Source organism: Robbsia andropogonis (assembly GCF_000970345.1).
Lineage (GTDB): Bacteria > Pseudomonadota > Gammaproteobacteria > Burkholderiales > Burkholderiaceae > Robbsia > Robbsia andropogonis.
Genome location: NZ_LAQU01000025.1, coordinates 56193 through 81494, shown reverse-complemented (window position 1 = coordinate 81494; position 25302 = coordinate 56193). Strand labels below are relative to the sequence as shown.

The following is a 25302-nucleotide window of genomic DNA, read 5'->3' as shown; positions in this document are numbered from 1 at the left end:
GCGTCCAGATCCATCTGCATGCCGTCGATGACGGCGATGAAGTCGTCTTTTTGCAGCGAGAATTGCTGGGTCGCCGTGCGCAGGCCTGATGGCACGAGCGCCGAGGCGTCGGGCGTGCCGGCAGGGGCGTTGGGCGAGGTGCCTGGAAACAATGCGTCGATGCGCGCACGCCAGAGATCCAGCCCTGCGCGACGGGCGTCCCAGGGCCCCTCGTCATCCGCAAGGTCGTCTACCGCTCGGCAGAAACGGTAGATCTCGTACATGGCGTCGCGTTGTGCGCGTGGGAGCACGCGCATCGCCATATAGAACGAGCTGCGGCGCGCTTTGGCCACGGCATCGTCGTTGAGGGGGGCGATTGGGGGATGAGGTTCCGCGCTAGCCAACCGGCTACTCCAAAGTCATCAATACATCGGCGTCGGCCGCCGGCACGGCTGCGATTATACCCAGGCCGGGCGCGTACGCGCATGCCGCCGCGTGACGAATGGCAGGATTGTCCGTTGGTGCGTTATTTTTACGGGAAGTGCAGGATGGGTGGCGCAAGCCTGGGGCGGATACGATGCTGGCGTGGCGAAACGTGCGCGCAAGGATTCGCGGCAACAAAGGGCGCTATCAACCTGCCTCTCACGCGGCGCGCCGGGTTTTTGCGTGGAACAGTCGCTTACGAATAACGGCGGCTGCGGGCCGGTGAGCCGTCGGTGTCCGTCATGTCGATGATATCCGATGCTTCGCGGTATTCCGGGAAATCGAGCAATGGGTCGATGATATCCGCATCATCCCAATCGATTGGATCCGCGCGCAATTCACGCAGCGACAGACCGTCCATCCGGGAGATATGGCATTCCAGCTGTGCATCGAAAGTGGGGCTTTCACCAGGAATAAAGTCGTCGTCCTGCTGCGGTAGCAGGAAAGTCAGGGCGAAACGATGTGAGGCTGACATGGTGGCTCCAGGCGGATAACGATTCTCTAAAGGAGTCGTCACCCTGCCGCCAGTACCGAGTACCACGCTGGCCAACGACGACTCACGGAAAGCAATAAATCAGGGCACAAGCACAATTCGGACCTGCTCGACTGTATTTTCCCGATCGTGGCGTCCACGCACCGCGGCGTGGGTCACGACACTATTACGAAGTGTCAGGAACTTGAGTGTAGGCCATCCCGCACAGATGGCAAGGGTAATTTTTGCCTGGTTGAGTGGTCATTCAGAAGGATGATGGGACGGTAAAATCCATTCGTAAATCGCTTTGGCAACGCCATCGTCATCATTGCTGGCTGTCACGACATTGGCGCGTTGTTGGATGTCAGGCTCTGCCTGTCCCATCGCAATGGCAAACCCGGCGACGTCGAACATCGGCAAGTCGTTCGACATGTCGCCGAGCACCGCCATTTCGTCGAGTGCGATTCCCAGGTGCCGGGCAATCACGCGCGCGGCGGTGCCCTTGTGCGCATCCGGGTGGGTGATGTCGAGATAGTACTGCTGCGAGCGCACGGTACTGATCTGGCCCTGGAACGCCATGCCAATCTCTTGCTCGATGCGCGCCAGTCCAGCGTGATCGCGCGATGCCGCGAGGATTTTGTCGACCGATGCGAAATCGCGCTCGGTGAACGTATCGACGAGAGTCGGGCCGTAACCAAGTGTGCGGGTTTCGGTGTCGACATGGTCGCCCGTCGGGTCGACGATGCGCCATTCTCCTTCGGTGAACAGCCACGGTGACAGCCCACGGGACTGCAGGTCTGCAACCACGTCCCGGACAACGTCTGGCGGCAACGGCAGCGCGTCCAGAACGCGCAGATCCGGGGTGATGATATTGCCGCCATTGAAAGCGGCCAGTGGCGCATGGCGTGGTGCGGTGTCCCCCGGCCCGGATCGTGACGTGTGATCCGTGTCCTGGGGTGTGGGTAAGTGCGATGTCCGGGCGCTGTCGGTGCCTGGCAACGGCGCCGGCTGTCCAAGGTGCAAGACGTCGACAAATCCGGCGAGACCGCGGGGCGGGCGGGCACTGGCGAGCGAAAACGCAATACCGGCGCGCCGCAGGGCCGCGACGGCCTCGATCACGGCCGGACTCAATGACTTATCCGAACGCACCAGCGTCCCGTCAATATCGGACAGGACGGCGCGGATGGGGCGAGTAGGGCGCGAAGGACGTGTCATCGAGGGGTTCCTTGGTTGTTATTGGCGACCGTCAAGCGGCATAGGCATTTCATTGTGTCAGGGTAAACACTGGCAAGCATTACACGATGCTTCCATGCCTATACGTTCGTTCGAGCATGCACGCAGCGTTAGATTTCGACATTACGCCATAGCATCGCGCCCCCCTCGATGCCTGCATCGTTGGACACCAGTGTAATCGTCCCGGGCAAAGGGAAATCGATGTGTTGTGCATTGCCGCCACCAATATAGAGATGATCGAAATGCAGCAAGGAATCGAGGATCGCGATGGTACGCCGCACGTGCTGGTTCCATTTCTTCTTCCCCAGTTTTCGACGCGCGCGGTCGCCAACGTACGCGTTGTACGATTTGCGTCCGCGGATGGGATGATGCGCCAATTCGAGATGCGGCATTAACTGACCGTCGCGAAATAGCGCCGAGCCGGCACCGGTGCCGAGCGTCAGGACCAGCTCCAGGCCCCGTCCCCGTATCGCGGCCAAACCTTGCATCTCGGCATCGTTGATGAGCTGCACCGGACGCGTCGGCGCCCCGCGCTGGCGGGCCAGCGCCTCTGCGACGGCGGGGCCGATGGAAAAGCCGCGCCATGCCGTGGCATTGCCGTCTTTCTTGCCCGCTGTTTTCAGTGCACGGTCGTCTTTCCCCTTGTTTTCGTCCTTGTCTGTATCCTGCATGATGCCTGCCGCGAAAGGGTCGTCCGGATCGATATCGTCGAAGTGCGGGGCGGTGATCACCCGTCCATCGCGGACCACGCCAGGGAAACCGATCGAGAGGAAGTCGAAGTCGCCGAGCGGCTCGCATAGCGCGACAAGTGTGTCGATCATCCGTTCCGGTGAGCAAGGATAGGGCGTATCCACGCGAACCCGTTCGCTCGTCATCTTGCCTTGAAAGTCGAGCATCGCGGCCTTCAATCCCGTGCCACCGATGTCGATTGCAAGAATGCGCGCCGTTTTACTGGCATGTTGCTTGTGCACGGTCTCCGGGCCCGTCGTCGCGGCGTGACCAGGTGCAATGGGTCCTCCTGCATGGGGTGCGACGTTTTTACGCAGGCCTGTGTGGTCTTCGGGTAGGGTCGATTTTTTGTTTGTTTACCGATAGTTGTCTGATCTTGCGCGGTCTTCTTCGACATGAGGTTCCTTCCGAATGACTAATCAATATTGACGTTTGTCTATGGCGGTTTATACTGAACCCGTCTCCTCCACCTCCTCCTTGGTGGATTCAAGCCCAGGCCGATGGCCCGGGCTTTTTTTTACCCGACATCGGCTGCAGGCTAGCAACGACGGTTGGTCGGCCATGGTTCGACGTTACCGCCCGCGTTCTGTCTGCGCTTGCGCGTACGCGGGCGACGATGGCAGTGGTCAGCCGCGGGGTGAAGCGGCGTCACGACTTCCTGTCTGTGCGCGGCGGCACGGCTCAACCCTCATCATGCGCGGCGTGGTCGGTCGGGGCATGCCTGACTTGCGGGGCCAACTGCGCGAAAATCCATGACGATGCGGCCGTAATGATGCCGACGCACGCAAATGTCCAGTGAAACGCGGGCAGCGAGCCACGCGCATCCGGGACGCCATGCACCCATGACTGAAAGGTATCGAGCAAGGCGCCGCCGACAGTGACGCCAAGGCTCATTGCCAGCATCTGCACCATCGAGAACAAGCCATTACCGCTACTTGCCCCGCCGCGGGCCAGGTCCTTCAGCGTCAGCGTATTCATCGCGGTGAATTGCAATGAATTGACTGCGCCGAACACGGCGAGTTGGCAGAGGAGGATAGCAATAGGCCAGGTGGGGGTAACAAAGCCGAAGCTCGCCATCATCAATCCCACGGCGACGGTATTGCCAATCAGCACGCCTCGGTAGCCGAAACGCACGATGAGAGGCGAGGCGAGCCGTTTCGCGCCCATGCCGGCCGCCGCCACTGGCAACATCATCAAGCCGGCGTGAAAGGGTTCATAGCCGAGACTGACCTGAAGCAGTAACGGAATCAGATACGGCATGGCACCCGTGCCGATTCGGCAGAACAGATTGCCCAGCAGTCCGACGCTATATGAGTGGATCTTGAACAGGTACAACGGAAACAGAGGAAAGGGCGCGCGCGTGGCATGCAGGCCGTAGGCAGTCCAGGTTGCGAAACTGATGACCAACAAGACAAGCACCGTTGCATGCTGCAGGCCGAGGTCCGTCAGTCCATCGAGGGACAACGACAAGGTGACCATGCCGACCGCCAGCAACAGATAACCTTTCAAGTCGAAGCGTTTGACCGCCGCGCGTGAATCGATCATGAAATAGTAGGTGGCGGCAATGCCGGCAATGCCGACCGGCACGTTGATCAGGAAGATCCAGTGCCAGGACGCGACCGATACCAACCAGCCCCCCAGCGTCGGGCCGATCAGCGGACCAATCAAGCCCGGGACGGCCACGAAACTCATTGCACGAAGGAATTGGTCGGCCGGTACCGTGCGCAATAACGCCAGTCGTCCGACCGGCATCAGCATCGCCCCGCCGAGGCCCTGGACGACACGTGCCATTACAAGCATGTCCAATGAGCTGGATGCGGCGCAACCGATGGAGCCCAGCATGAAAAGCCCGATGGCGCTTATGAATACACGCGTCGTACCGAGCTTGTCCGCGATCCAGCCGGTGGCGGGGATCAGCATGGCCATGGTCAACGAATATGCGATGACCACCGATTGCATGCGAAGGGGGCTTTCACCCAGTGAGCGCGCCATCGACGGCAACGCCGTGTTGACGATGGTGGTATCAAGTGTCTGCATGAAGAAGCCGACAGCCACGATCCACAACATGATTGACGACGTGCGTGGTCGGTACGGCAACATCTGCGACATCGGGACGGTTCCTGGTAAATCCGCGGCAAATCCGCCGGTAAGTCGGCAACGCGGTATCGCGCGGCTGGAGAAGCCCCGGGAAACAGTGCGTTACACGCCTTTTGACGACGGGCTATTTTGAGATTATAGCCAATTACCTTCGGGCACCTTGCGGGATGGCTCAGTACCTGGGCGGCGGAGATGGTGGCCTGTCGGCTGGCAAGGCGGTGATGTGAACGAATCGGTGTTGTTTATCGATTTATCCATGACTGAGAAAAGCTGGGGATTACCCTTACCGATTTTATGGCGTGGCATTTATTTTTTGTGTCCCGGGATTGACGGATGTCTCGCGATCAAACCGCTGGAAAATTTGCCTGCCATTCCGCTGTTTTTCCGCGATGCTGCCAGGTGGAGTGCAATGGCACCACTTGACGTCATTCGTTTCGCGGCGTTATTGTCGGGTGCCTAAAATCTTTCTCATGTATGTATTTACCTTTCACGATCAATGATCGTTTCACATGGGACCGTATTGTCTGGTGTTGAGACTGCTCAGGGGCGAGCAGGCAGGGGTTTTTTTAAGACACTCGATGCGTGCGCGACGGAACGCCCGACGCTGAGCGCAATTCGAATAATTAAACGGGACAAAGAGAAAAATGAATTCCACCGGTGAATCTGGTAATTCGGTCGATAAGGGCGGGGGTGTGCAATCAAGTGCCGGCCCTGAAGGCTATGTCGATACGACGCCTGAAAAAAACAGTGGTTTTAAATGGTTGTTGTTAATCCCGTATATCGCGCTGCTATGGGTCCCTTTTTATAACGGCACCATGCCCTCATTCGCCGGGTTCCCGTTTTTCTACTGGTATCAATTCCTTTGGGTCCCATTGACCTCTTTGTTGATCTACGTCGTCTACAAGGTGGTGCGCTGATGAACGTCGAGCTTAATCCCGTTTCGGTCGGCGTTTTCGTCGCGTTTTTTGTGCTAGTCACCGTGATCGGCTTTCTTGCCTCGCGCTGGAAGGCGGGTGATCTTACGCAACTGCATGAGTGGGGGCTGGGGGGGGCGTCAATTCGGTGCCATCATCACATGGTTTCTGGTGGGAGGGGATTTCTACACGGCTTACACGGTGATCGCGGTGCCCGCGCTGGTGTATTCGGTTGGCGCCTACGGTTTCTTCGCATTGCCGTACACCATCATCGTCTATCCATTCGTTTTTCTGGTGATGCCAAAACTGTGGAAGGTGTGCCATCGGTATAACCACATCACGGCCGCAGACTTCATTCAGGGCCATTACGGTGGCAAATGGTTCGCCGCGGCAGTCGCCATTACCGGCATCCTTGCCACGATGCCGTACATCGCGTTACAACTGGTTGGCATGCAAGTCGTCATCGAAGGGCTTGGCGTGCATGGCGAATTGCCGTTGATCGTGGCATTCGTTATCCTGGCCGTCTACACGTACGCCAGTGGGTTGCGGGCACCGGCTATGATTGCTTTCGTCAAGGACATCATGATTTATATCGTCGTGATTGCGGCGGTCTGGGTGATTCCAAGCAAATTGGGTGGTTATGGTGCCGTGTTCTCCGCGGCGGGTGACGCGTTTTCCGCGAAGGGCGGGGCAACCGGCTTGACGCTGAAGCCATCGCAATTCACTGCTTACGCCAGTGTTGCGTTCGGCTCGGCATTGGCTGCCTTCATGTATCCGCATACCATGACCGGCATCTTGAGTTCCAGTTCGCAGAACACCATCAAGAAAAACGCGATCTTTCTGCCGGCCTACACGTTATTACTTGGTTTGATCGCACTGCTCGGCTATATGGCAATTGCCGCCGGCGTCAAGGTGACATCGGCAAGCCAGGTCGTGCCGGCATTATTTGGCAAACTGTTCCCTGCCTGGTTTGTCGGTTTCGCGGCGGCCGCGATTGCAATCAGCGCCTTGGTGCCTGCCGCAATCATGTCGATCGGTGCGGCCAACCTCTTTACGCGAAATCTGTGGCGACCGCTTGTCAACCCGAACATGTCACCACAGGCCGAATCGCAAAGCGCGAAGCTGTTCTCGCTCTTCGTCAAATTCGGTGCCCTGGTGTTCATTCTCTTTGTTCCCGCGAAATTCGCGATCGACCTGCAACTGCTTGGCGGCGTGTGGATTCTGCAGATATTCCCGGCGGTGGTTTTCACGCTGTTCACGTCCCGTCTGAAACTGCCCGCGCTGTTCCTCGGCTGGGCGGTGGGCATGACCCTCGGTACGACATTGGCCTTGGAGCAAGGCATCAAACCGCTCTATACAGTGGTGATCGGTGGTACGTCGATGCCCGTCTACATCGGTTTGTTGGCGCTACTGGCCAATATCGTCGTCACCTTTGTTTTGTCGGCAGTGCTGAAAGCAGGGCGCCCGATAACACCTGCTGCCGCGTAAGTTGCGTGGGCCGATTGCGCAATCATCAGGCATATTTCGTGCTTGCTGTTGAGATATTTTGTTGATTGCCTTCTTGTCATATCGGAAAGGCTGTCGACAAAACCTTCTCTACCTGTGTGGCCCACGCGGCCACGAAGCGGTGATACGACGTACCGCGTTCATGACAATGCCGCATTCGAACACACGTTTGCATTGCTCCTCTGCCTCCGGCGCCGACGGCATCATGCGTCGTGTTGCCACGCCACCCGTGCCGGAGCCGCACCCTTCGTTGCCACCATCGAAGGGGCCAGATGGCCCTGCGCAATTGCCGCAGTCGACGCCCGAGCGCGCGCATCAGTCCATGAGACAACGCTGGCTCGCGCTACACGATCACCCGCGATTACACGGTAATAGCGAAAAATTTACGCGCTTGATGGTCGTCGACGATAATCTCGATGTCCGTTACGCGATGCATGAATGTCTGAGTGCGGAGGGCTATGATGTCGCGGTGTCCAGTGATGGCATGAGCGCTTTGGCGCTGGCCAAGTTGACGGTGCCGGACGCCATATTGCTCGATATCGGCATGCCGGCATTGGATGGTTACTCCACTGCGCGTGCTTTTCGCCGGATGCAGGCATTCACGTCCACGCCTATCATCGCCATCACGGGTTTCTTCGATACCCAGCACATCGAAGACGCCCGTTGCGCCGGTTTTGATTTCTATTTCCAAAAACCGGTGGACCTGGACACGCTGCTGGCTTTGTTGCGTGGAGATCCGGTCTGATGCCGTAGAATGTGCCACGCGCCTTTGCGTTGTACGCCAGGCTAGCGTCGTGTGGTTTGCGAAACGCGGCTCTGGCAGAATAAATGACAACAGCGCGATCACGCGCGGCCGACCACTGTCACCCTTACGTCCCGATTGACGTCATTTGAACGCCCACACCGATTCCGCGATCAGCTCGCGCGACCAAGCTGATACCACGCGCGCGGCGCTGGCTGCGGAAACCGAGCCGGCAAGCGAGCCCGAGCGTAATTTTCGGGGCATTCGCGTGGCTTTCCTGATCTTGTTGATTGCCGCGATAGTGTTGCCAATCGTCTATCTCGGCGTAGCGGCGGTCATCAACTTCAATGACCGCCGACAAGAAGCGCGCGCGGCCACCAGCCGCATGGCCCGTATCGCCGAAGAACACGCCATCAAGGTGTTCGACCTGAATCAAGCGCTGGATGACCGGATTGTGGATTTGTTGGGTAATGTGCCTGAGTCCACGTTACTTCGCGAGGGCCGCGGCTTTCAAGCACGCATCGCCAAGCTCGGTGGCGGCTATCCACAAGTCTCGTCTATCGCGGTGTTGAACGCCGAAGGTCGGATGTTGCTCAACAGCGCTGGCTATCCTGCGGCGCGCGGCGATTTCCGTGATCGTTTGAATTACCCGGCAATTGAAAAAGCCGCCACGTTATGGGTGTCGACGACAGTGAAGGGGGCGATGACCGGTCGATCGATCTTCTCGACCAGCACCGCCCGGCGTGACGCGGATGGCAAATTGATCGGGGTGGTCGCCGTGTCGTTGAAGACCGCGTATTTCAGCGACTTCTACAAGGAATTGATCGGCAACGACCAGTCGATGACGCTCGGACTGGTCCGTGAGGACGGGACGTTGCTGGTGCGCTACCCGGCGGGTTCCGATGGCAACAACCCGTCCGGTGCGACTTCGGCGCAGAGCCCGTCCGGCGTGGGACATTCGGCAATTCCCTTTCATGCGTTATCGGCGTTGATACGGGGGCTGACTGATCTCGACAGCCATCCAGGCGGTGGCAACACCGTCAGCGACAGCATGAATAGCGGCGATGGGACCCTGAGCGTCGATGGCGAAAAAAGCGTGATTGCCTATCGGCGCGTTGCCGGTTATCCGGTGTATGTGTTCGCCAGTTGTCCGATGTCGGCGCTCGTGTCAGCCTGGCTGGCGCATATTGCCTTGCTTGCCGCGGGTGTGTTCGTGCCGTGCCTGGTGCTATGGGCCGTCATCCTGGTCGCCTTGGCCCGGCTCCGAACAGAGGAAAAGGCCTGGCTGTCATGGCGTGCCGAAGCCGTGACAAGACGTTCCGTCGAAGCCGCGTTCCGACAAGCACGTCGCACCGAAGCATTGGGTAACCTGGTAGGCAGCGTCGCGCATGATTTCAATAATCTCCTGATGACGATGTCGTCGAATGCGCAGGTCCTGCGCCGACGTGGTATCGCGCCGCCGATGCCTGGCAATGAGGGACCATTGCACGACAGCAGCCCGGAACTCGCCGCCATCGAGAGAGCCATTCGCAATGGCAAGCAATTGACACGACAGCTTCTTGGCGTGGCGCGCAAGCAGCCGCAACGAATCGAGACCGTGGTGCTGCAAAGTTGGCTGCCGCGGGCGTCGCCTCTGCTGAGCGGGGCGCTACAATCGGAATCGCGCTTGGTGCTACGGGCCGCACCTGACATCTGGCCGGTCGATGTCGATGCGGGGGAACTCGAATTGGCGCTGCTGAATGTGACGGCCAATGCGCGTGACGCAATGTTGGAGCCCGAAACGGGATTGCCGCGGCACGGAAGCACTTTGACAATCGCGGTAGAGAATATGCGTTTCAGTACCAGTGATGCCTATGGTCATGCGGGTGACTACGTTCGTATCTCGATTTTCGATACCGGTGCCGGCATGTCGGAGGCGGTATTGCGTCGGGCATTCGAACCGTTATACACGACGAAACCGCAAGGGAAGGGGACCGGCCTGGGCTTGCCGCAAGTGGCCAGTTTTTGCGAACAGGCGGGCGGCACGGCCACGATCGAAAGCGAGGTTGGGCGCGGCACGGTCGTGCGTTTCTATCTGCCGCGTTCGCAGGCGCGCGTGCCCGGGGAGGACGACGTGGATGCAACGGCACTCGCGGCGGCAGAGGTACCGCTCGCTGGAACGGAGCGTTCATCTACCGAGCCGGACGGTGGGCGAGTACCCCCACCGCCGTATGCCATCCCGGTGCAAGGCCTCTCCGCGAGGCGAGAGTACGGTATCGCGATCCTGCTCGTTGAGGATAACCCGGAGGTGGCGGCCGGCACGGAGGCGCTGCTCGATGTGATGGGGCATCGTATTCAATGGGTGGATAACGCGGATACCGCCCTGACCTTGCTGCTCGCGGTTCGCGACAGCGCCGCGGATGGTTTCGACATGGTGCTGTCCGATATTCACATGCCAGGTACGATGAATGGGATCGATCTCGCGATCCGGCTACGTGACGTGTTGCCGAGAATGCCGGTGGTACTCGTCACGGGCTACGCATCGGAGATCGAGCGAGCGAAGCAAGCAGAGATTCCCGTGCTTGCGAAACCGTTTGATGTGGAGGTGCTCGAATCATTGATTCACAAAGCGGCACACCCTTTGATGGCGCGCATGCATACGTGATTTTTTTGAAGTAAGTCAAAACGTTATCGGGATATCTGGTTTGCTTGACTAAAGTTAGTGAAAGCCTGGCCGTTATCCTGACTGATGATGCTTTACCAGGGCATCAACTATTTACGCAATCCCGTAAAATTCGGCTGGCGACAGGCGGCGTTTCTTGCCGATGCACCACGTGGGTCTGGATCTGCACGCGTCATTCGTATTGTGAGAGGTGTCTTCCTCGCATGCGCGAAGAGGTTGGCGGGGCCGAAAGGTCAGGTCATCCGGATGGGGCGGTTTTTGGGCGCATTACGCGGACGAGCACGGCGCGCGCCCGAGAAGTTGTTGGTCGCCGCAATCGCTTGGTTCATATGAGCGAGGGCTGTGGCCGTCCTCGGGTTTTTGAGGTTTGTCATGCTCGTTGGTAGTTACGACACGCTGCTGGTGTTGTTTTCGGTGCTCGTCGCCATGCTGGCGTCGTACACCGCGCTCGATCTCGTCGGGCGCATTACCACGGCCGGTGGCAAGGCTGCCGTGTGGTGGCTAGTGGGGGGGGCCATCGCGATGGGGTTCGGCGTCTGGTCGATGCATTTTATCGGCATGCTGGCCTTTTCATTGCCGAACATCGATATAGGGTTCGATGTCCCATTGACGGTGCTGTCGCTGATCATCGTCATCCTGGCGTCCCTGCTTGCCTTGCGGCTTGCCAGCCGCCCCGCGCTTCCCTGGCATCGCCTGCTCGTCGGCGCCTTGCTGATGGGGGCGGTATCGCCGCCATGCACTACACCGGCATGGCCGCAATGAAGATGGACCCGGCGATCGTCTGGCGGCCTTCCCGGATCGTGTTGTCCATCGTCGTCGGGGTGCTGGCTTCCGGGCTTGGCATGCACATCGCATTCCGTCTGCGGCACTTGGCGCTTCATGTTCGCTATTATCGCCTTGGCGCGTCCGTCGTGATGGGATTGGCGATTGCGTGCATGCACTACGTCGGGATGTCGGCGGCTGAATTTCCGCTCGGCTCTATCTGCGGCGCGGCAAGTACCGGTTTAGATGCCAATGCGCTGGCGCTGCCAATTCTCGTGATCACCGTTGCGGTCTTGGCGGTGGCACTGATCACATCGATTCTCGACATGCGGCTCGAGATCAACACGGCCATCTTGTCATCGTCGCTGGCGGAGGCTAACCAGGAACTGTCGCGCATTGCATTGCACGATACGCTGACACGCCTGCCGAATCGCATGTTGCTGATGGATCGGTTGGAAAAGGCCATTGAAACCGCCAGCGCGACTCGCACCATGTTCACGGTGATGTTCGTCGATCTGGACGGGTTCAAGAGCGTCAATGATACGTTCGGCCATCATCTGGGTGATCAATTGCTGGTGCAGGTGTCTGAGCGCATTCGCCAGAACGTGCATGCGCAGGATACATGTGCGCGTCTGGGCGGTGACGAGTTCGTCGTGCTTTCGCCCATACCGGGCGCCGCTGACGCGGCGACGATCGCGGAACGATTGGTGAATGTACTGGATGAGCCGTTCGTCGTTGCCGGCCATCACTTGTCCGTATCCGCCAGCATTGGCATCGCGCTCTATCCAGGTGATGGTGATTCGCCGGGGGACTTGGTGAAGAGTGCCGACATCGCCATGTATCACGCCAAATCGGCGGGGCGTAATCAGGCGTGTTTCTTCGAAGGGTCGATGCATACGGACAATACCAATCATCTGATGCTGTTGCATGACATGCGACTCGCGCGCAAACGCGATGAGTTCGTCTTGTATTACCAGCCGAAATTTCGTGCGCCAAATGGTCCGATGATCGGTGCCGAGGCCCTGCTACGATGGAACCATCCAACGCGCGGCCGGATCGGGCCCGATGAATTCATCCCGCTGGCGGAGCGTAGCGGCTTGATCATCGGCATTGGTGAATGGGTTCTGGATGAGGCGTGCCGACAACTTGCGGAGTGGCACCGGAGCGCCCGTACCGATGCAGGCCGGGCACTGACGATGGCGGTCAATATCTCGACGGCGCAATTCAATCATCCGCGCTTTACCGAAATGATCGTCGAGACCATCGCGAAGCACGAGATCGCCCCGGCCAAGCTGACGCTGGAAATTACCGAGTCGACAGCCATGCAGGACGTGGACGCTAACCTGGCGATCCTGGAAAAACTGAACGAGATTGGCGTCAGGATTTCGATCGACGATTTCGGCACCGGGTATTCGAGTTTGCTGTATTTGAAACGAATGCCTGCGAGTGAATTGAAGATCGATCGCGGTTTTGTGATGAATCTGGAAAACAGCAGTGAAGATGCGGCCATCGTCTCGGCGATTGTGGCATTGGGCGGCACGCTGAAATTAAATATCGTTGCCGAGGGCGTGGAAACGGATGAGCAGCAGGCCTTGCTGACCCGTTTGGGTTGTGATCTCCTGCAGGGCTTCCTGCTGGGTAAGCCCATGGAAGCGGCAGGCTTTACCGAATTGATCTGAGGCGGCATTCGGCATGGTAGGCGTCAATATTCGTCGTGCACGCGTGTTTATTCATGAAGGGGCGACGATGCTGGCATAATGCCGCTGTTTTTGCCTCGGAAGAATCCCCGTTGATCACTGCATCACCCTTTGCCCGGTCACACCCGTCGCGGCGCATTTCATCCCGTATTGCCATTCATGTTGCGTTGTTGCTCGCGCTGCTTGTCGGTCTTCCTGGCACGGAACGCATGGTGGGCGCCGCGCCCAGCGCATGCCCCTCGTTTTTCATGGCGGCACAGGCGCCCGACGTATTGCGCATGGAACAGGTGCCGCGGACGCATGTTCTTTGCTATCGTTTTTATTCTGTGATGGCTTCCGGCATCACGCGCACGCCGTTGTGGTCAGCCGAGCATTTGACGGTTGACAGCGTGGCGGCAGCACGAACAGTGAAACGTCACGATGCGTTTCACGCGGAAATGTCCCTGCTCGCCGACGATCGCGCGGAACTCGAGGATTACCGTACATCCGGTTTCGATCGAGGGCATATGTCGCCCAGCGCCGATATGCCGGACGCCGTGGCGCAGGAGCAAAGCTTCTCGCTGGCAAACATGGTGCCGCAAGTGTCCGACAACAATCGGCATCTATGGCAGGGTATCGAGATCACGACCCGCGCGATGACAAAGAACAGCGGCGAGCTGTATGTCGTGAGCGGTCCCGCTTTTATCGGTCCCCCCACCTGGTTGCATTCCCGCGTTGCCGTGCCGGACTATCTTTGGAAAGCGATTTATGATCCGAAGCGCGGCGCTGCGGCTTATTTGACTGCCAACCGGGAGGGGAATGGCTACACGGTCATATCGATTGCCTTGTTGCAGAGAATCACCGGGATCGATCCATTTCCCGGGCTTTCCAACGCGGTAAAAGCGCAAGCCATCGCATTACCGCCGCCACGCCCGAGCGGTCAGCGGATGAAGACCGGACCGGTGACGCTCGCGGCGCTCGGTTTGGTCTTTCCATCCGACGGTGGTCCGGCGCGGACGACCATGGCGTCTCCACAACCGAGTAGTAAGGCAGCACAGCAGGATCGACACACGGCGAAGCGGGCTGGCCCGGTATCGTCGACTGCATCACGGGCATCGGCACGTACGCATCATCGGTCGTTGAACACCAAGGCGGATCGCGCGAAAAAAAAAAACGGCAAGGAAGGCCGCTTCCAAGCGTCCTGGTTTCAGCCAGGACGTCGGTGTCTATGGCTATGGATATACGTTCGGCAAGACCTTGAAACGGCTTGGTCACGATCTCGGCGATCACGGCAAATAAGCAGCAAGAGGTTGTTTAGCGCGCGTTTTGCTGCAAATATCGCCGTTCGGGAAATGGCGAAGCGATGCAATCCTTGGCCAGGTTTTATTCCTTTAATGCAACTAACAGACTATTCAATAACGGCGCACACGACGCCGTTTCTCGTATTTACTGATCGATCAATCCACCATCCGGCTCGTGGAATGGGTAAGGGCCGTCATATTTCGCAAGATAGGAAAGGTGAGACACCAGCCCTCCGTTAAGCCCCGTACGTGGGTCGAGGGGAAGACCGGGCGATGGCTGCCAACGATGAATCACGGCCGTGGGGGGCTCCATCGTAAAAGCGGATGGTGCGTTGTCCTGTAGATCAAGGCAGACCTGGTGTGCGGTAGACCCTGCGGTAGATACAATCGTGCCGCTGAAACGCGCGTGAATCTCTCGATGCAAATGCCCTGCGATGATCCGCTCGACGTTTGGATGTCGCGCGATGATTTCCGCGAGTCTTGCGCTGCTGTGTGCATCGAGTAATGCCTCGTCCATGTGACCGATGCCCGTCGCAAACGGCGGATGATGCATGGCAACCACAACCGGTAAGCCCCGCGCGCTTTCCAATGCGGCTTCCAACCACGCGAGTCGTTTCTCGCACAAGAATCCGCCGCTGCGACCGGGTTCCAGCGTATCGAGTGCGATCAGCCGAATGGGCTTGCTCGCGACCGCATCGCCGTGTTCCTTGGCGCCACCGATATCCACCGTATACTGGACAAAGGCTCCGCCCTCGTGCAGATAGGGCGCATCAAAAACGGCACGCAGTCCTTCACGCCCGTCATGGTTGCCAACCAGCATGTAAATTGGCATTGGTAGCGGGGCCAGCAGCGTCTTTAGATGTTCGTATTCGTCCACACTGCCTTTATCGACGAGATCACCGGTAACGACAATCGCCGCGGGTGAGGGCTGCAGTGTCAATACGTGTGCAACGGCTTGGCGCAAATAGCCGGCCGTATCCACCTTCCGATATGCCAACACGCCAGGAGCACGGATATGCAGGTCCGTCATTTGCAGGAAGTAGAAAGGCGAATGCGCGGGCAAGCGAGGGTCATGCTCACGATATTGTTTCACCGCACCGCCAACGTCATGATTTGCCGAAGCAGGCGATGCCGCACTCGTCTCCGAGGGGGCGCCAAGGGAAGCAGTCTGTTGCATCGTCATCACTAAGTCTCCTGTTCCAATAACATCAACGCGTTTTCCCGCAAGCGCAGCGATACGCGATCCCCATGAGTCAATGTGGCGCGGCCTGTGACGTCGAGCGTGATCAACGCGCTGCCGTCCTTTGCATGATGACCGTCGTGATGGGTTGTCTCGAATTGTCCTGTTACGTCATCGATGACAACGCGCGTTCGATCGCCCAGAAACGTCAGGCTTCGCACGGTGCCGTGCAGGTGTGCGTCATCGACAAAACAGAGTTCCACATCTTCCGGACGGAAAAATGCGGTTTGTACCATCCGGGCGTCGGACGTGGGGCCGTTGCCCATCGTGCTGTGCGGTCTGACATGTTCTGTTTGCATCGATGTCGACCGGTTATTCGGGCGCGCGACGTTTGGCGCATGGACGACGGACGACGTGGACGCCAGCGGTAACGGTGCGTCTCCTACATAGAGGTATCCGTCCCGCACGATACCACTGAGCCGGTTCATCGTGCCGACGAATTCAGCGACATGTCGGTTGACCGGTCGATAGTAGATTTCACGAGGCGTGCCCGCTTGTTCCACGCGGCCGGCGCTCATCACCACGATGCGGTCGCCGAGCGCCATCGCTTCACCCTGGTCGTGCGTCACGTACACCGTGGTCACGCCGAGCGTCCGGAGCAACTGGTTCATTTCCGCGCGAAGCATGTCTCGCAGGCGCGCATCCAACGCCGTCAACGGTTCATCGAGCAACAGCACCCGTGGCTGTGGTGCCAGCGCGCGCGCCAACGCCACACGCTGACGTTGGCCGCCGGATAGCGCGTCGATGCGTTTTTCAGCATGCGCTTCCAGTTCCATCAACGCCAACAAACGGTCCACGCGCGCACGTATGCGCTCCTTCGTCAGCAACTGCCCATCAAGGTCCTTCGCGCCGCGAGACTGTTGTACACGCAGTCCATATCCGACATTGTCCCGCACGGACATATTGGGAAAAAGCGCATAACTTTGAAACACCATGCCCACGCGTCGTTTTTCAATGGGCAAAGACGTTACGTCTTCGCCGTCGAAAAAGACGCGGCCGCCGGTGTCGGGACGCTCGAGTCCGGCGATCATCCGCAGCGTCGTCGTCTTGCCGCATCCCGAAGGTCCTAGCAACACAAGCGTCTCGCCGGCGGCGATCTCGAGGTCCAGCGGTGCAAGCACTTGTTGTCCGTGGAACGTTTTCGCGCAGTGCGACAGCGTAATGGCCACGCGCGCCAGTTGGATGGCCGATGCATCGTCCGTCATTACCTTCGACGGCGAAGTGAGCCCGGTTGGGTCAGGGGGAACGGGATACATGGGAGCCTTCATCAGAGAGCGTCTTTTGCGACCTTTGCCGCGCGGCGTTTCGCGCGCTTTACCACGGCATCCGGCGCGAACCATTGAATTGCAAGCAACAGCGGCAACGCGATAACCAGGAAGACCAGCGTGTAGGCACTGCCGATTTCGATGCGCATCGACGCATACGTATCGGCAAGGCCGACAGGCAAGGTTTTCGTGTCAGGCGTATGCAACATCCAGGTCAGATTGAATTCACCGAGCGATAACGTGACAACAGCCACCGCGCCGGCGACGATACCGGGTTGAATGTTGGGGAGGACCACGGTAAAAAAACGCCGTGCAAAACCGGCGCCCAGACTGGCCGCGCCTTCTTCCAGCGTGCGAATGTCCGCGCTGGCGCAAATCGCCGAAACGGAACGGGTCATGAATGGCAGGGTGAATATCACATGGCCCACGATAATGAACGCGTAGCTCTGGCGAAACGCGCCGAAACCACCATACAGTGACAGTAAGGCCAGCGCGGATGCAAGTCCCGGCAGCGCAACCGGGAGGATCAACAGCTCATCGATCCAACGTGCAAGGCGCGCATGACTGCGCGATAGCGCATAGGCTGCAGGAACACCGATGATGATGGTGATCGCCAACGTGGCAAGCGCGACATACAAGGAAGCGAAAAGCGAACCGGCGTACAAGTCCCATACTTGGCCTACCCAGCGCAATGTCAATCCACTCGACAAGCCACGAAAGTAGTTAGCGGTCACGCCCGCCAGCATCGACATGATGATGGGCAAGACAAGAAACAAGACTATCGCCACGGTGACCAGTGCTTGCAGGAACACGCCCACGCGCGCCGTATTGATTCGAGCGTATCTCATGCCGACACCGCCACATTTGCCGCACCGAATTGCCTTGATAATGCCAGCGTCAACCAGGTGATCACGCCGAGGACGATCGACAGCGCTGCCGCGCCGGCCATGTCGGCGTTCAACGTGAAGGCGGTGTATATCGTCATCGGCAATACGTCGATATTGGTGCCGAGCGTAAAGGCGGTGCCGAATGCACCCATGGATGTGGCGAAGCATAATGCGCCGCTTGCGACCAATACCGGCTGCAGGGCAGGCAGCAACACATCGCGTGCGACCTGCCACGACGAAGCGCCCAATGCTCGTGCGGCTTCGACCAGCGAGGGATCCAATTTGCTTGTAGCCGCAATGACCGACACCAGCACGCGCGGTATCGAAAAATACAGATACCCGAGAAACAGGCCGCCCATCGAATACGCAAAGATCCACTTGTCGCCCGTCAGGCGCAACGATAGCGCGCCGATCAAGCCTTGGCGACCGGCGAGCATGATGACAAGAAAACCGACCACGACGCCGGGGAAAATGAGCGGAAAGCCCAACAGCGCCATCAAAAAAGACTTCAGCGGAAATGTCCGGCGCGCGAGAAACAATCCGGATACCGTCGCCAGCAGCAGGCTGACCGAAGTGACCGCCAGCGACAGGGCGACCGTATTCAAGAGGCTGTGCAGGTAGTTCGCATTGGTCACAATGGCCCAGTAAGCAGTCACCGGATGGCCGTCCGCGCTGATACGGACCAGCAAGACAACCGGCAGCAACCAGAACGCCGCAAAGAAGGCCATGGCCGGCGCGAACAGGGCAACGCGCAGCGGCAGGGGGAAAGTAGACTCGGACATGATGCTTTCCAACACCGTTCCGATACGTCCGGCGCGGTGCGGTACAAGAAAAACAGAGAGGACCATGCGCCGCCGCCTGGATCGTTCAGGCAAAAGCGAAGCATGGCACGCGGGTCAATGGACGATTTTCAGGTAGGCCTGGCCAAATGCCTGCTGCTGCGCGGCGAGTTCACGATAATCAACGGTCTTCGCCCGCGCATAATCGCTGGCGGGCAAAAAACGTGATGCGATGTCCTTGGGCATGGGCACATGCCGCACCGGGCGCAGATAGGCGGCGGCCCACTTTGCCTGCCCTGCGTCGGACAGGACAAAGTCCAGAACCTTCTTCCCATTGTCGGCATGCGGCGCACCCGCGGTCAGGCCCATGACATACGGCACCGAGATCGTACCTTCCTTCGGGATCACAAACGCGACATTGGCCTGGTCCTTGTATCGGGCACGGTAGGCGTCGAAGTCGTAATCGATCAGGATCGGGATTTCACCGGACAGCACGCGCGCATAGGCGGTCTGCTTCGGTACGATCGGTGCATTGGCCTGCAAGCGCTTGAACCAGTCCAGACCCGGCTGGAAATTGCTCAGCGAACCGCCCAGCGCCTGGTTGACGGCGACGGCCCCGGCATAACCGACAAAGGCACTGGACGGATCGAGATAGCCGACCATGCCTTTATATTCGGGTTTCAACAGATCGGCCCACGATTGCGGCACCGGCTTGCCATCCAATGCGTCCTTGTTGATCATCAATCCGATCGTGCCGGAGTGAATCGCGAACCACATGCCTTGCGGATCTTTTTCGTCCGCGGGAATCTCATCCCAGTGAGGCGGTTTGTACGCCGCAAGCAATCCTTTATCCTTGGCCTGGAACGCCGACGAGATGCCGAGATACACGACATCGTTCACGGGACTCCTGTGCTCGGCCATCATTTGCGCAATGGCTTGTCCGGAATTCTTGTCGTCGAAGGGCACGCGGATGCCGGTGGCAGCCTTGATGGCCGCGATCTGACCTGCCCAATCCGCCCAGTCTGGCGGACAGTTGTAGCAGATGGCCGTCTTATCACCTTGCGCGAGCGCCGTGCCACTGGCAACGCCGAACAACGACATGGTGGCCACCGCGCAGGCAAGGGCGCGGACCGCCAGGCGCATTGCAAGAAGGGATATCGACGGCTGACGGCGAGATGGTTGGTCGCTGAGCACAAGCGTGCTGCATCTGGCGGCATTGCGTGCGTTGGACGAAGTGTGAAGCATCATCACGTCTGTTTCTCTTTTGGTTGAAGGTACGTAGCGGTAAAAGCGGAGGGCGAAAATACATGTTTCGTTGAACCGTGACGTTCCGGGCGGTATGTCCGACCAGGCGCCATGCCTATAGCGATGGTCGTGCTGGCGTATCCTCCAGGCAGTTCCACCGTGTCCGTCTTTCCGTGACCGTACCGAGGGTCCCGCCCAAGCGGAGTGCATGCGGTAGCCGCTGATGAACGTCGTTCGACCCGGACGTCCCGTTTGACGCCGGGAGGGCCATCGATGGATGGGAAAGGGCCTGCGCGCTTTGCTCGAAAGGCACTGTTCCAGGTATAGACGGTGGCATGGTCTCCTGTTTCGCCTTGTGCCCACCGCGAATGGCCTCTCGCAGCGATGCCCATGCGCGGCGCCCGATTTCGCGATTCGGCACGCAGACGCTGGTCAGGCGAGGCATCAATAGTGCGCCAAGTGTCAGGCCGTCAAAGCCGACCACCGATATATCTCCCGGAACGGAAAGTCCCTGGGTTTCCAAGGAGGTAATCGCAACTATTGCCAGGCGATCGTTACTGCAAAACAACCCCGTCGTCTCGGACCGCGCAAGCGCTCGCATGACATCCATGGACAAATGATCCGACAAAAAATCGATTTCGATGGCGGGCGCTACCGTGAGGCCTGCCGTCCGCATGGCCGCCTCATAGCCTGCAACCCGTTGCAAGGCGCGATCCGATGCGCTAAGGGTGCCGGCAAGCATCCGGATTCGCGTGTGACCGCGTGCGATCATTTGTTCGACTGCTTCGCGGGCCGCGGTGAAGTTGTCCACGGCGACGCTACGGCGTTGGCTGTTTGCGGGCGCGTCGTTATGGGCGAGCACATACGGCATGTCCGCCAGGTCCAAAGCGTCGAGTGCATCATTCGCCCGTGCGTCGGCGACGGTAACGATCAAGCCGTCGACATGATGCGCTCGCAGTGTATCGATGGCGGTACGTTCGCGATCGGTGCGATATTCGGTGGTCATCAGCATCACCCGATAACCCGCGGCCGAAGCCAGTTCGTCTATGCCTTGCACCGTTTCACCGAACACCGGGTTGGCGATGGTCGGCACGATAACGCCAATCACCTGGCTATGCGCCGCGCGCAGCATCCGGCCCAGCGCGCTTGGGCGATAATCGGTGGCATCAATGGCGGCCTGCACTGCCGCCAATGTGGCTGGATCGACTTTGGCCGGTGTGTTCAATGCGCGTGACACGGTGGCGATGGAACAGCGGGCGAGCAACGCCACGTCTTTGATCGTGGTAGCAGTGCGTCCCGCTTTTTTCGACGATTGATGCGGCGGTGTGTTGGTGCGAGTGAGCGTCACGTGATCTTATTATCCAGGTGCGGGACGGCCGTTTTCGGTAACCACCGTCGCATCACGCGCAGCAGGCGGAGATGTCGAAAAATGGTTCGCCTCGAAAAAGCGCGTTATCGGGTTTGCATGTGGACATTTCGTCGTGGAAACGTTTACACGATGCATTCTGCCTTTCGTCGATGACGGTTTCGTGACGTATCGCGCTGGATGTTCATCCCATCCATCCTGATGCCATCGCAAAACCGCGACGAATCCATGGCCGTATGCGGCCAACGGGTGGATGACACTGGGATGACGATACCGCGACTGTCAAATGACTGACATGTGACACTGCTAAGATCGGAAGTTACGGTCGTATCCTTCGCCAAGGTTGTCAGTAGAGACGAGAAGCATCATGATCGCCACGATAGCCGGCGTGATTCGCCGGGGTGCGCTACGCTCGGTTTTTCAACCGATTGTGTCGTTGAAGACCGGAGAAGTCGTTGCGCACGAAGGATTCGTGCGTGTGACGGTGGGTGCACACGAAGCGGCGCTCGACTCGCCAGTGGACGATGCGGGACAGTTGTTCGAGCGGGCGGAACAAGAAGGTTGTCGCTTGCCACTGGAGCGCGCGGCCGCGCGCCGCGCCATGGATAGCTATTGGCGGGCAGGGTGGAACGCGGCCGATGTCACCGACGCGCCCAATACCTTGCTATTCGTCAACCTGAGTGCCGATGGATTACGGCAACTCTCGCGCCATCGCCGAGCGGTGTTCGCCATTCTGGCTCGCTGCGGCATTCGTGCGGACCGGCTCGTCTTCGAGTTGACGGAGCGCAATGCGCTCGGCGCCGTGGATACGTTGCTCCAGGCCAGCAGCAACCTCAGGGAAATGGGGGCGCGTATCGCGCTGGATGACTACGGAACGGGACATGCCACACTGAGCCTATGGGTGGCATTGGAGCCCGATTTCCTGAAGATCGATGCGTCGCTGGTGCGTGGCAGTGGTACACACCCGTTACGGTTCGAGGCCTTGCGCGCCGTGCGCCGGTTGGCGCAAAAAGCGGGGACGACGGTCATTGCCGAAGGCATCGAGACACCGGACGACCTGATCGTTTGCCGGGATCTCGGTATCGAAATGGGACAAGGTTTTGCATTGTCACGACCGGCGTCGGAACCGCCTCGTGACATCGCGCCGCTGGCGATGCAGGTACTGCGCAACCGTGCGATCACGGTTTTCCCCGATATTGCCGCCCGTGGGATTGCGCGTGCGACCGTCGGTCAATTACTACGCACCGCGCCAGCCATCGATCCGCGCACGCGTAACGATGAAGTCTTCGCCCTGTTCAGCGCGCATCCGGACCTGCATGCGGTAGCCGTGGTCGAGGGGGACACGCCACACGGTTTGATCAATCGCCGGCATTTCGTCGACTCCTATGCATTGCCATTTCATCGTGAACTATTTGGTCGCAAGCCTTGCCTGACGCATGCGAACACGTCGCCGCTGGTCGTGGAGGAGGACGCCGATATCGATTCGCTGGCGCTACGGTTGAGTGCCCAAGATGTGGGCTACCTGTCCGATGGTTTCGTCATCGTTGAACGGGGCGCCTATCGGGGGCTCGGGACCGCTGAGGATCTGATGCGCGCCGTCACCGATATCCGCATCGAGGCGGCACGTTATGCGAACCCGCTGACGCAATTGCCTGGAAACATCCCTATCGAGGCGCATATGCGGCGTCTGATCGAGGGGCGCGCTCCGTTTTACGCCTGTTATTGCGATTTAAATGATTTCAAATCCTACAATGACCAGCACGGCTACTGGCAGGGTGACGAGGTACTGCGACTGACAGCGGCCATTCTATCGAATGCCTGCGATCTTCGGCGCGATTTCCTGGGGCATGTGGGCGGCGATGATTTTCTGATATTTTTCCAAAGCCTGGATTGGCGGCGACGGTTGCTGGAGGCGATCGCCACGTTTAATCGACAAGTGTTGCAGCTTTACACGGATGAGGAACGGCAGGCGGGTGGTATCGAGGCGGTAGACCGTTTTGGGCAGCAGCGCTTCCACGGATTCGTGAAATTAGCGGCAGGCGTAATAGAAGCACGCGCGGGGCTGTATGATATCGGGTCGTTGACAGCGCTGGCCGCTGTCGCGAAGCAAGAGGCGAAACGCGATGCGTCCGGTTTTTACGTCATGCCGCCGCAGTCGACGATATCGAGCCATTCGGATTCCCACCCCCTGACAGTTTGATGCCTGATGACATTTGATCCGTCGACGATGCGTTACGGCGCCGATGATAACGGACTCGTTTGCGGTTTTCTCTTTAGCGAGCATTCGGAACCGGAAACAGCGTCGATTCGCGCCGCGCGAGGGGATGCCGATCATCGGCATGCAACAATGCGCGCGACGTTGCAGCCCGCTGGACAGCCAGGTAGCGCATTGCAAGGGCCGGCGTTCCTGCATCATCACGACGCCGAGGAAGATGGCCTTGTCGCGCATCCGGTGGATGCCACGCAGGCGCTTGCCTGGCTTGCGGACTTCTACGCCAACGAAGAGCCGCAATCGCATGTGCCGCCGCGGGCCGGCTTGCGGCCAAAGGATTTTCTGTGGCTGCATTTCCATTTGGCGCATACGGGCAGCCGGCGTTGGATCGAGGAACACCTTGATCTCCCGGAGGCATTCTTCGAGGCCTTGCAGGAGGGTTCCCGTTCCACGCGGATTGAACAGCAAGATGGGTCGCTACTGGCGGTAGTCAACGATGTAACGTTCAGTTTTGAGCAGAGACCCACCGAGATCGCGACGCTCTGGGTGTATACGCATCGCCGGATGATGGTGACCTTGCGCGTGAAGCCGCTACGTTCGGTGGACCGCTTACGCGCCAGCGTCATGATGGGCGAGCGATTCCGGACCCCGGCCGAATTGCTGGTGCACCTGCTTCGAGACCAGGCTGATCTGATGGCCAAGATCGTCCGGGACACGAGCGCCGACGTTGACGGCATAGAAGATCAGTTGCTGGCGCAGCGCCCTGTTGCATTTCGTCAAGACCTGGGAGGGCTGCGCCGAATTTTGGTGCGGCTCCAGCGAACGCTGGCACCCGAACCCGGTTCGCTATTCCGGCTGCTTGCCCGACCGCCAGGCTGGCTCCAGCATCAAGACGTTCAGGACCTGCGCGAATCGACGGAAGAGTTCTCCCTCGTCCTGGGCGACCTGGCGGGTTTGATCGAGCGGATACGCCTGATCCAGGAAGACATTTCGGTGCGCCGGGACGAGCAAAGCAATCGGACCCTGTTCACATTGACCATGGTGACGGTCCTGGCCTTGCCGATCAATATCGTTGCGGGTTTTTTTGGGATGAATGTCGGCGGCGTGCCGTTATCGGAAAACAAACATGGTTTCTGGTTATTGGTGCTGCTGGTGGTCACTTTCACCGCGGTAGGCGGAATGTGGGCATTCCGCGGCAGAAACGACCGGTAGGGGAGTAGTGCATCCTGTAAGCTAGCGCAGTATGGAGTATAAGCTTGCATGATGTTCGCGTCGTGGCATGAAATATGTATTCATATTTCGTGACGCAGTGTCAGCATTTCCATCGAAACTTTTCTGACTTATAAGCGTCATACCAGCATCACTACCACGTACTAGACTTGTCGCGTCTGGTTCAGGAAACAGATTCATGCTGCTGCACAAATCGATCGATACTGTTATTCAGGAGCGCCTCGAAGAGGACGCGGTCCGGCGAACGTTTTCGACCCGGCTGGACATGACGTTGAAGCGTAAAAAATTATCTTCCAGTCGCATTGCGCGACAACTGGGCGTGGCCGTGCAACATCTGCAGTTATGGCGAGCAGGGGTAACGGTACCAACCATCCGTCAAGTGCGTCGCCTGTCCGCACTGCTGGACGTGCCAATGGATTGGCTTTGCGCCGTCGGTGAACCGAAGATGGCTGGTTTGTCCGTACAATAACGTTGGCGAGTGGACGTGGTACTACTCATTCAGGGTAGATATAAATTTAGTTA

Annotated in this window: 19 protein-coding genes and 2 pseudogenes; 10 read left to right on the top strand and 11 right to left on the bottom strand. The window is 58.9% G+C overall.

The genetic code is table 11. From position 1 onward, the window contains the following. From WM40_RS19630 to mdtD, 5 genes are all read right to left on the bottom strand, one after another. Positions 1 to 383, bottom strand: a 383-nt coding sequence (locus WM40_RS19630; protein ID WP_236693604.1) for a squalene/phytoene synthase family protein, incomplete at its 3' end; no start/stop codon positions are given. 275 nt (positions 384 to 658) lie between these two features. After that, on the bottom strand, positions 659 to 937 hold the full coding sequence (locus WM40_RS19620; RefSeq protein WP_024902903.1) for a hypothetical protein: 279 nt from the start codon (positions 935 to 937) through the stop codon (positions 659 to 661). A gap of 258 nt (positions 938 to 1195) precedes the next feature. Continuing rightward, entirely contained in the window at positions 1196 to 2149 is a 954-nt protein-coding gene (locus WM40_RS30260) for a Cof-type HAD-IIB family hydrolase (protein ID WP_024902902.1), read from the bottom strand. A gap of 128 nt (positions 2150 to 2277) precedes the next feature. Continuing rightward, the gene (locus tag WM40_RS31615; protein ID WP_036009069.1) at positions 2278 to 3138 is read right to left on the bottom strand and encodes an ROK family protein; all 861 of its coding nucleotides are present in this window, start codon (positions 3136 to 3138) and stop codon (positions 2278 to 2280) included. Between the two features lie 439 nt (positions 3139 to 3577). Then, on the bottom strand, positions 3578 to 5005 hold the full coding sequence (mdtD, locus tag WM40_RS19605) for a multidrug transporter subunit MdtD (RefSeq protein WP_046153713.1): 1428 nt from the start codon (positions 5003 to 5005) through the stop codon (positions 3578 to 3580). Between the two features lie 211 nt (positions 5006 to 5216). Between mdtD and WM40_RS19600 the strand changes: the two genes are divergently transcribed. The 7 genes and pseudogenes from WM40_RS19600 (at position 5217) to WM40_RS28090 (ending at position 14796) form a co-directional block, all read left to right on the top strand. Continuing rightward, complete coding sequence (locus tag WM40_RS19600; RefSeq protein ID WP_024902899.1) at positions 5217 to 5453, top strand: hypothetical protein; 237 nt, start codon at positions 5217 to 5219, stop codon at positions 5451 to 5453. A gap of 301 nt (positions 5454 to 5754) precedes the next feature. Then, positions 5755 to 5910, top strand: coding sequence for a DUF3311 domain-containing protein (locus tag WM40_RS31610; protein WP_236693607.1), 156 nt, complete (start codon positions 5755 to 5757; stop codon positions 5908 to 5910). Further along, positions 5910 to 7395: pseudogene (gene mctP, locus WM40_RS19590) on the top strand (monocarboxylate uptake permease MctP). The gene WM40_RS31610 and the pseudogene mctP overlap by 1 nt, the downstream one beginning before the upstream one ends. A gap of 160 nt (positions 7396 to 7555) precedes the next feature. Further along, a complete protein-coding gene (locus WM40_RS19585; protein ID WP_157685861.1) occupies positions 7556 to 8158 on the top strand; it encodes a response regulator in 603 nt (200 codons plus the stop codon). A 145-nt stretch (positions 8159 to 8303) separates the two neighbouring features. Further along, positions 8304 to 10799 carry an ATP-binding protein gene (locus tag WM40_RS19580; RefSeq protein ID WP_052738425.1) on the top strand — a complete coding sequence of 832 codons (2496 nt, stop codon included), beginning with the start codon at positions 8304 to 8306 and terminating at the stop codon, positions 10797 to 10799. 390 nt (positions 10800 to 11189) lie between these two features. Beyond that, positions 11190 to 13258 (top strand): annotated as a pseudogene (locus tag WM40_RS19570) (putative bifunctional diguanylate cyclase/phosphodiesterase). Positions 13259 to 13311: 53 nt separating this feature from the next. Beyond that, the gene (locus WM40_RS28090) at positions 13312 to 14796 is read left to right on the top strand and encodes a DNA/RNA non-specific endonuclease (RefSeq protein ID WP_052738424.1); all 1485 of its coding nucleotides are present in this window, start codon (positions 13312 to 13314) and stop codon (positions 14794 to 14796) included. Here the strand turns inward: WM40_RS28090 and WM40_RS19560 are convergent. The 6 genes from WM40_RS19560 to WM40_RS19535 form a co-directional block, all read right to left on the bottom strand. After that, entirely contained in the window at positions 14702 to 15586 is an 885-nt protein-coding gene (locus WM40_RS19560; protein WP_036009039.1) for a phosphodiesterase, read from the bottom strand. The genes WM40_RS28090 and WM40_RS19560 overlap by 95 nt on opposite strands. A 155-nt stretch (positions 15587 to 15741) precedes the next feature. Beyond that, entirely contained in the window at positions 15742 to 16980 is a 1239-nt protein-coding gene (locus WM40_RS32560) for an ABC transporter ATP-binding protein (protein WP_046153725.1), read from the bottom strand. An 83-nt stretch (positions 16981 to 17063) separates the two neighbouring features. Then, on the bottom strand, positions 17064 to 17909 hold the full coding sequence (locus WM40_RS19550) for an ABC transporter permease (protein WP_052738423.1): 846 nt from the start codon (positions 17907 to 17909) through the stop codon (positions 17064 to 17066). Further along, a complete protein-coding gene (locus WM40_RS19545; RefSeq protein ID WP_024902888.1) occupies positions 17906 to 18730 on the bottom strand; it encodes an ABC transporter permease in 825 nt (274 codons plus the stop codon). The genes WM40_RS19550 and WM40_RS19545 overlap by 4 nt, the downstream gene beginning before the upstream one ends. 114 nt (positions 18731 to 18844) lie before the next feature. Next, positions 18845 to 19870, bottom strand: a complete 1026-nt coding sequence (locus tag WM40_RS19540) for an ABC transporter substrate-binding protein (protein WP_024902887.1) — start codon at positions 19868 to 19870, stop codon at positions 18845 to 18847. Positions 19871 to 20087: 217 nt separating this feature from the next. Further along, positions 20088 to 21320: a LacI family DNA-binding transcriptional regulator gene (locus tag WM40_RS19535; RefSeq protein ID WP_082103007.1), complete on the bottom strand. Its 1233-nt coding sequence runs from the start codon at positions 21318 to 21320 to the stop codon at positions 20088 to 20090. Between the two features lie 385 nt (positions 21321 to 21705). On the opposite strand from WM40_RS19535, the gene WM40_RS19525 reads away from it, so the two are divergent. The 3 genes from WM40_RS19525 (at position 21706) to WM40_RS19515 (ending at position 25249) form a co-directional block, all read left to right on the top strand. Further along, positions 21706 to 23538 carry a GGDEF domain-containing protein gene (locus WM40_RS19525; protein WP_046153711.1) on the top strand — a complete coding sequence of 611 codons (1833 nt, stop codon included), beginning with the start codon at positions 21706 to 21708 and terminating at the stop codon, positions 23536 to 23538. Between the two features lie 6 nt (positions 23539 to 23544). Further along, positions 23545 to 24762, top strand: a complete 1218-nt coding sequence (locus WM40_RS19520; protein WP_024902884.1) for a transporter — start codon at positions 23545 to 23547, stop codon at positions 24760 to 24762. A 196-nt stretch (positions 24763 to 24958) separates the two neighbouring features. Next, positions 24959 to 25249 (top strand): helix-turn-helix domain-containing protein, encoded by a 291-nt coding sequence (locus WM40_RS19515; protein WP_024902883.1) that lies wholly within the window; start codon positions 24959 to 24961, stop codon positions 25247 to 25249. The last annotated feature ends 53 nt before the right edge of the window (positions 25250 to 25302 follow it).

Coding starts and splice junctions, on each gene's coding strand:
- WM40_RS19620 (WP_024902903.1), bottom strand. CDS start 937: ATGTCAGCCTCACATCGTTTCGCCCTGACTTTCCTGCTACCGCAGCAG.
- WM40_RS30260 (WP_024902902.1), bottom strand. CDS start 2,149: ATGACACGTCCTTCGCGCCCTACTCGCCCCATCCGCGCCGTCCTGTCC.
- mdtD (WP_046153713.1), bottom strand. CDS start 5,005: ATGTCGCAGATGTTGCCGTACCGACCACGCACGTCGTCAATCATGTTG.
- WM40_RS19585 (WP_157685861.1), top strand. CDS start 7,556: ATGACAATGCCGCATTCGAACACACGTTTGCATTGCTCCTCTGCCTCC.
- WM40_RS28090 (WP_052738424.1), top strand. CDS start 13,312: ATGAAGGGGCGACGATGCTGGCATAATGCCGCTGTTTTTGCCTCGGAA.
- WM40_RS19560 (WP_036009039.1), bottom strand. CDS start 15,586: ATGACGGACCTGCATATCCGTGCTCCTGGCGTGTTGGCATATCGGAAG.
- WM40_RS19550 (WP_052738423.1), bottom strand. CDS start 17,909: ATGAGATACGCTCGAATCAATACGGCGCGCGTGGGCGTGTTCCTGCAA.
- WM40_RS19545 (WP_024902888.1), bottom strand. CDS start 18,730: ATGTCCGAGTCTACTTTCCCCCTGCCGCTGCGCGTTGCCCTGTTCGCG.
- WM40_RS19540 (WP_024902887.1), bottom strand. CDS start 19,870: ATGCGCCTGGCGGTCCGCGCCCTTGCCTGCGCGGTGGCCACCATGTCG.
- WM40_RS19525 (WP_046153711.1), top strand. CDS start 21,706: ATGATCGCCACGATAGCCGGCGTGATTCGCCGGGGTGCGCTACGCTCG.
- WM40_RS19520 (WP_024902884.1), top strand. CDS start 23,545: ATGACATTTGATCCGTCGACGATGCGTTACGGCGCCGATGATAACGGA.
- WM40_RS19515 (WP_024902883.1), top strand. CDS start 24,959: ATGCTGCTGCACAAATCGATCGATACTGTTATTCAGGAGCGCCTCGAA.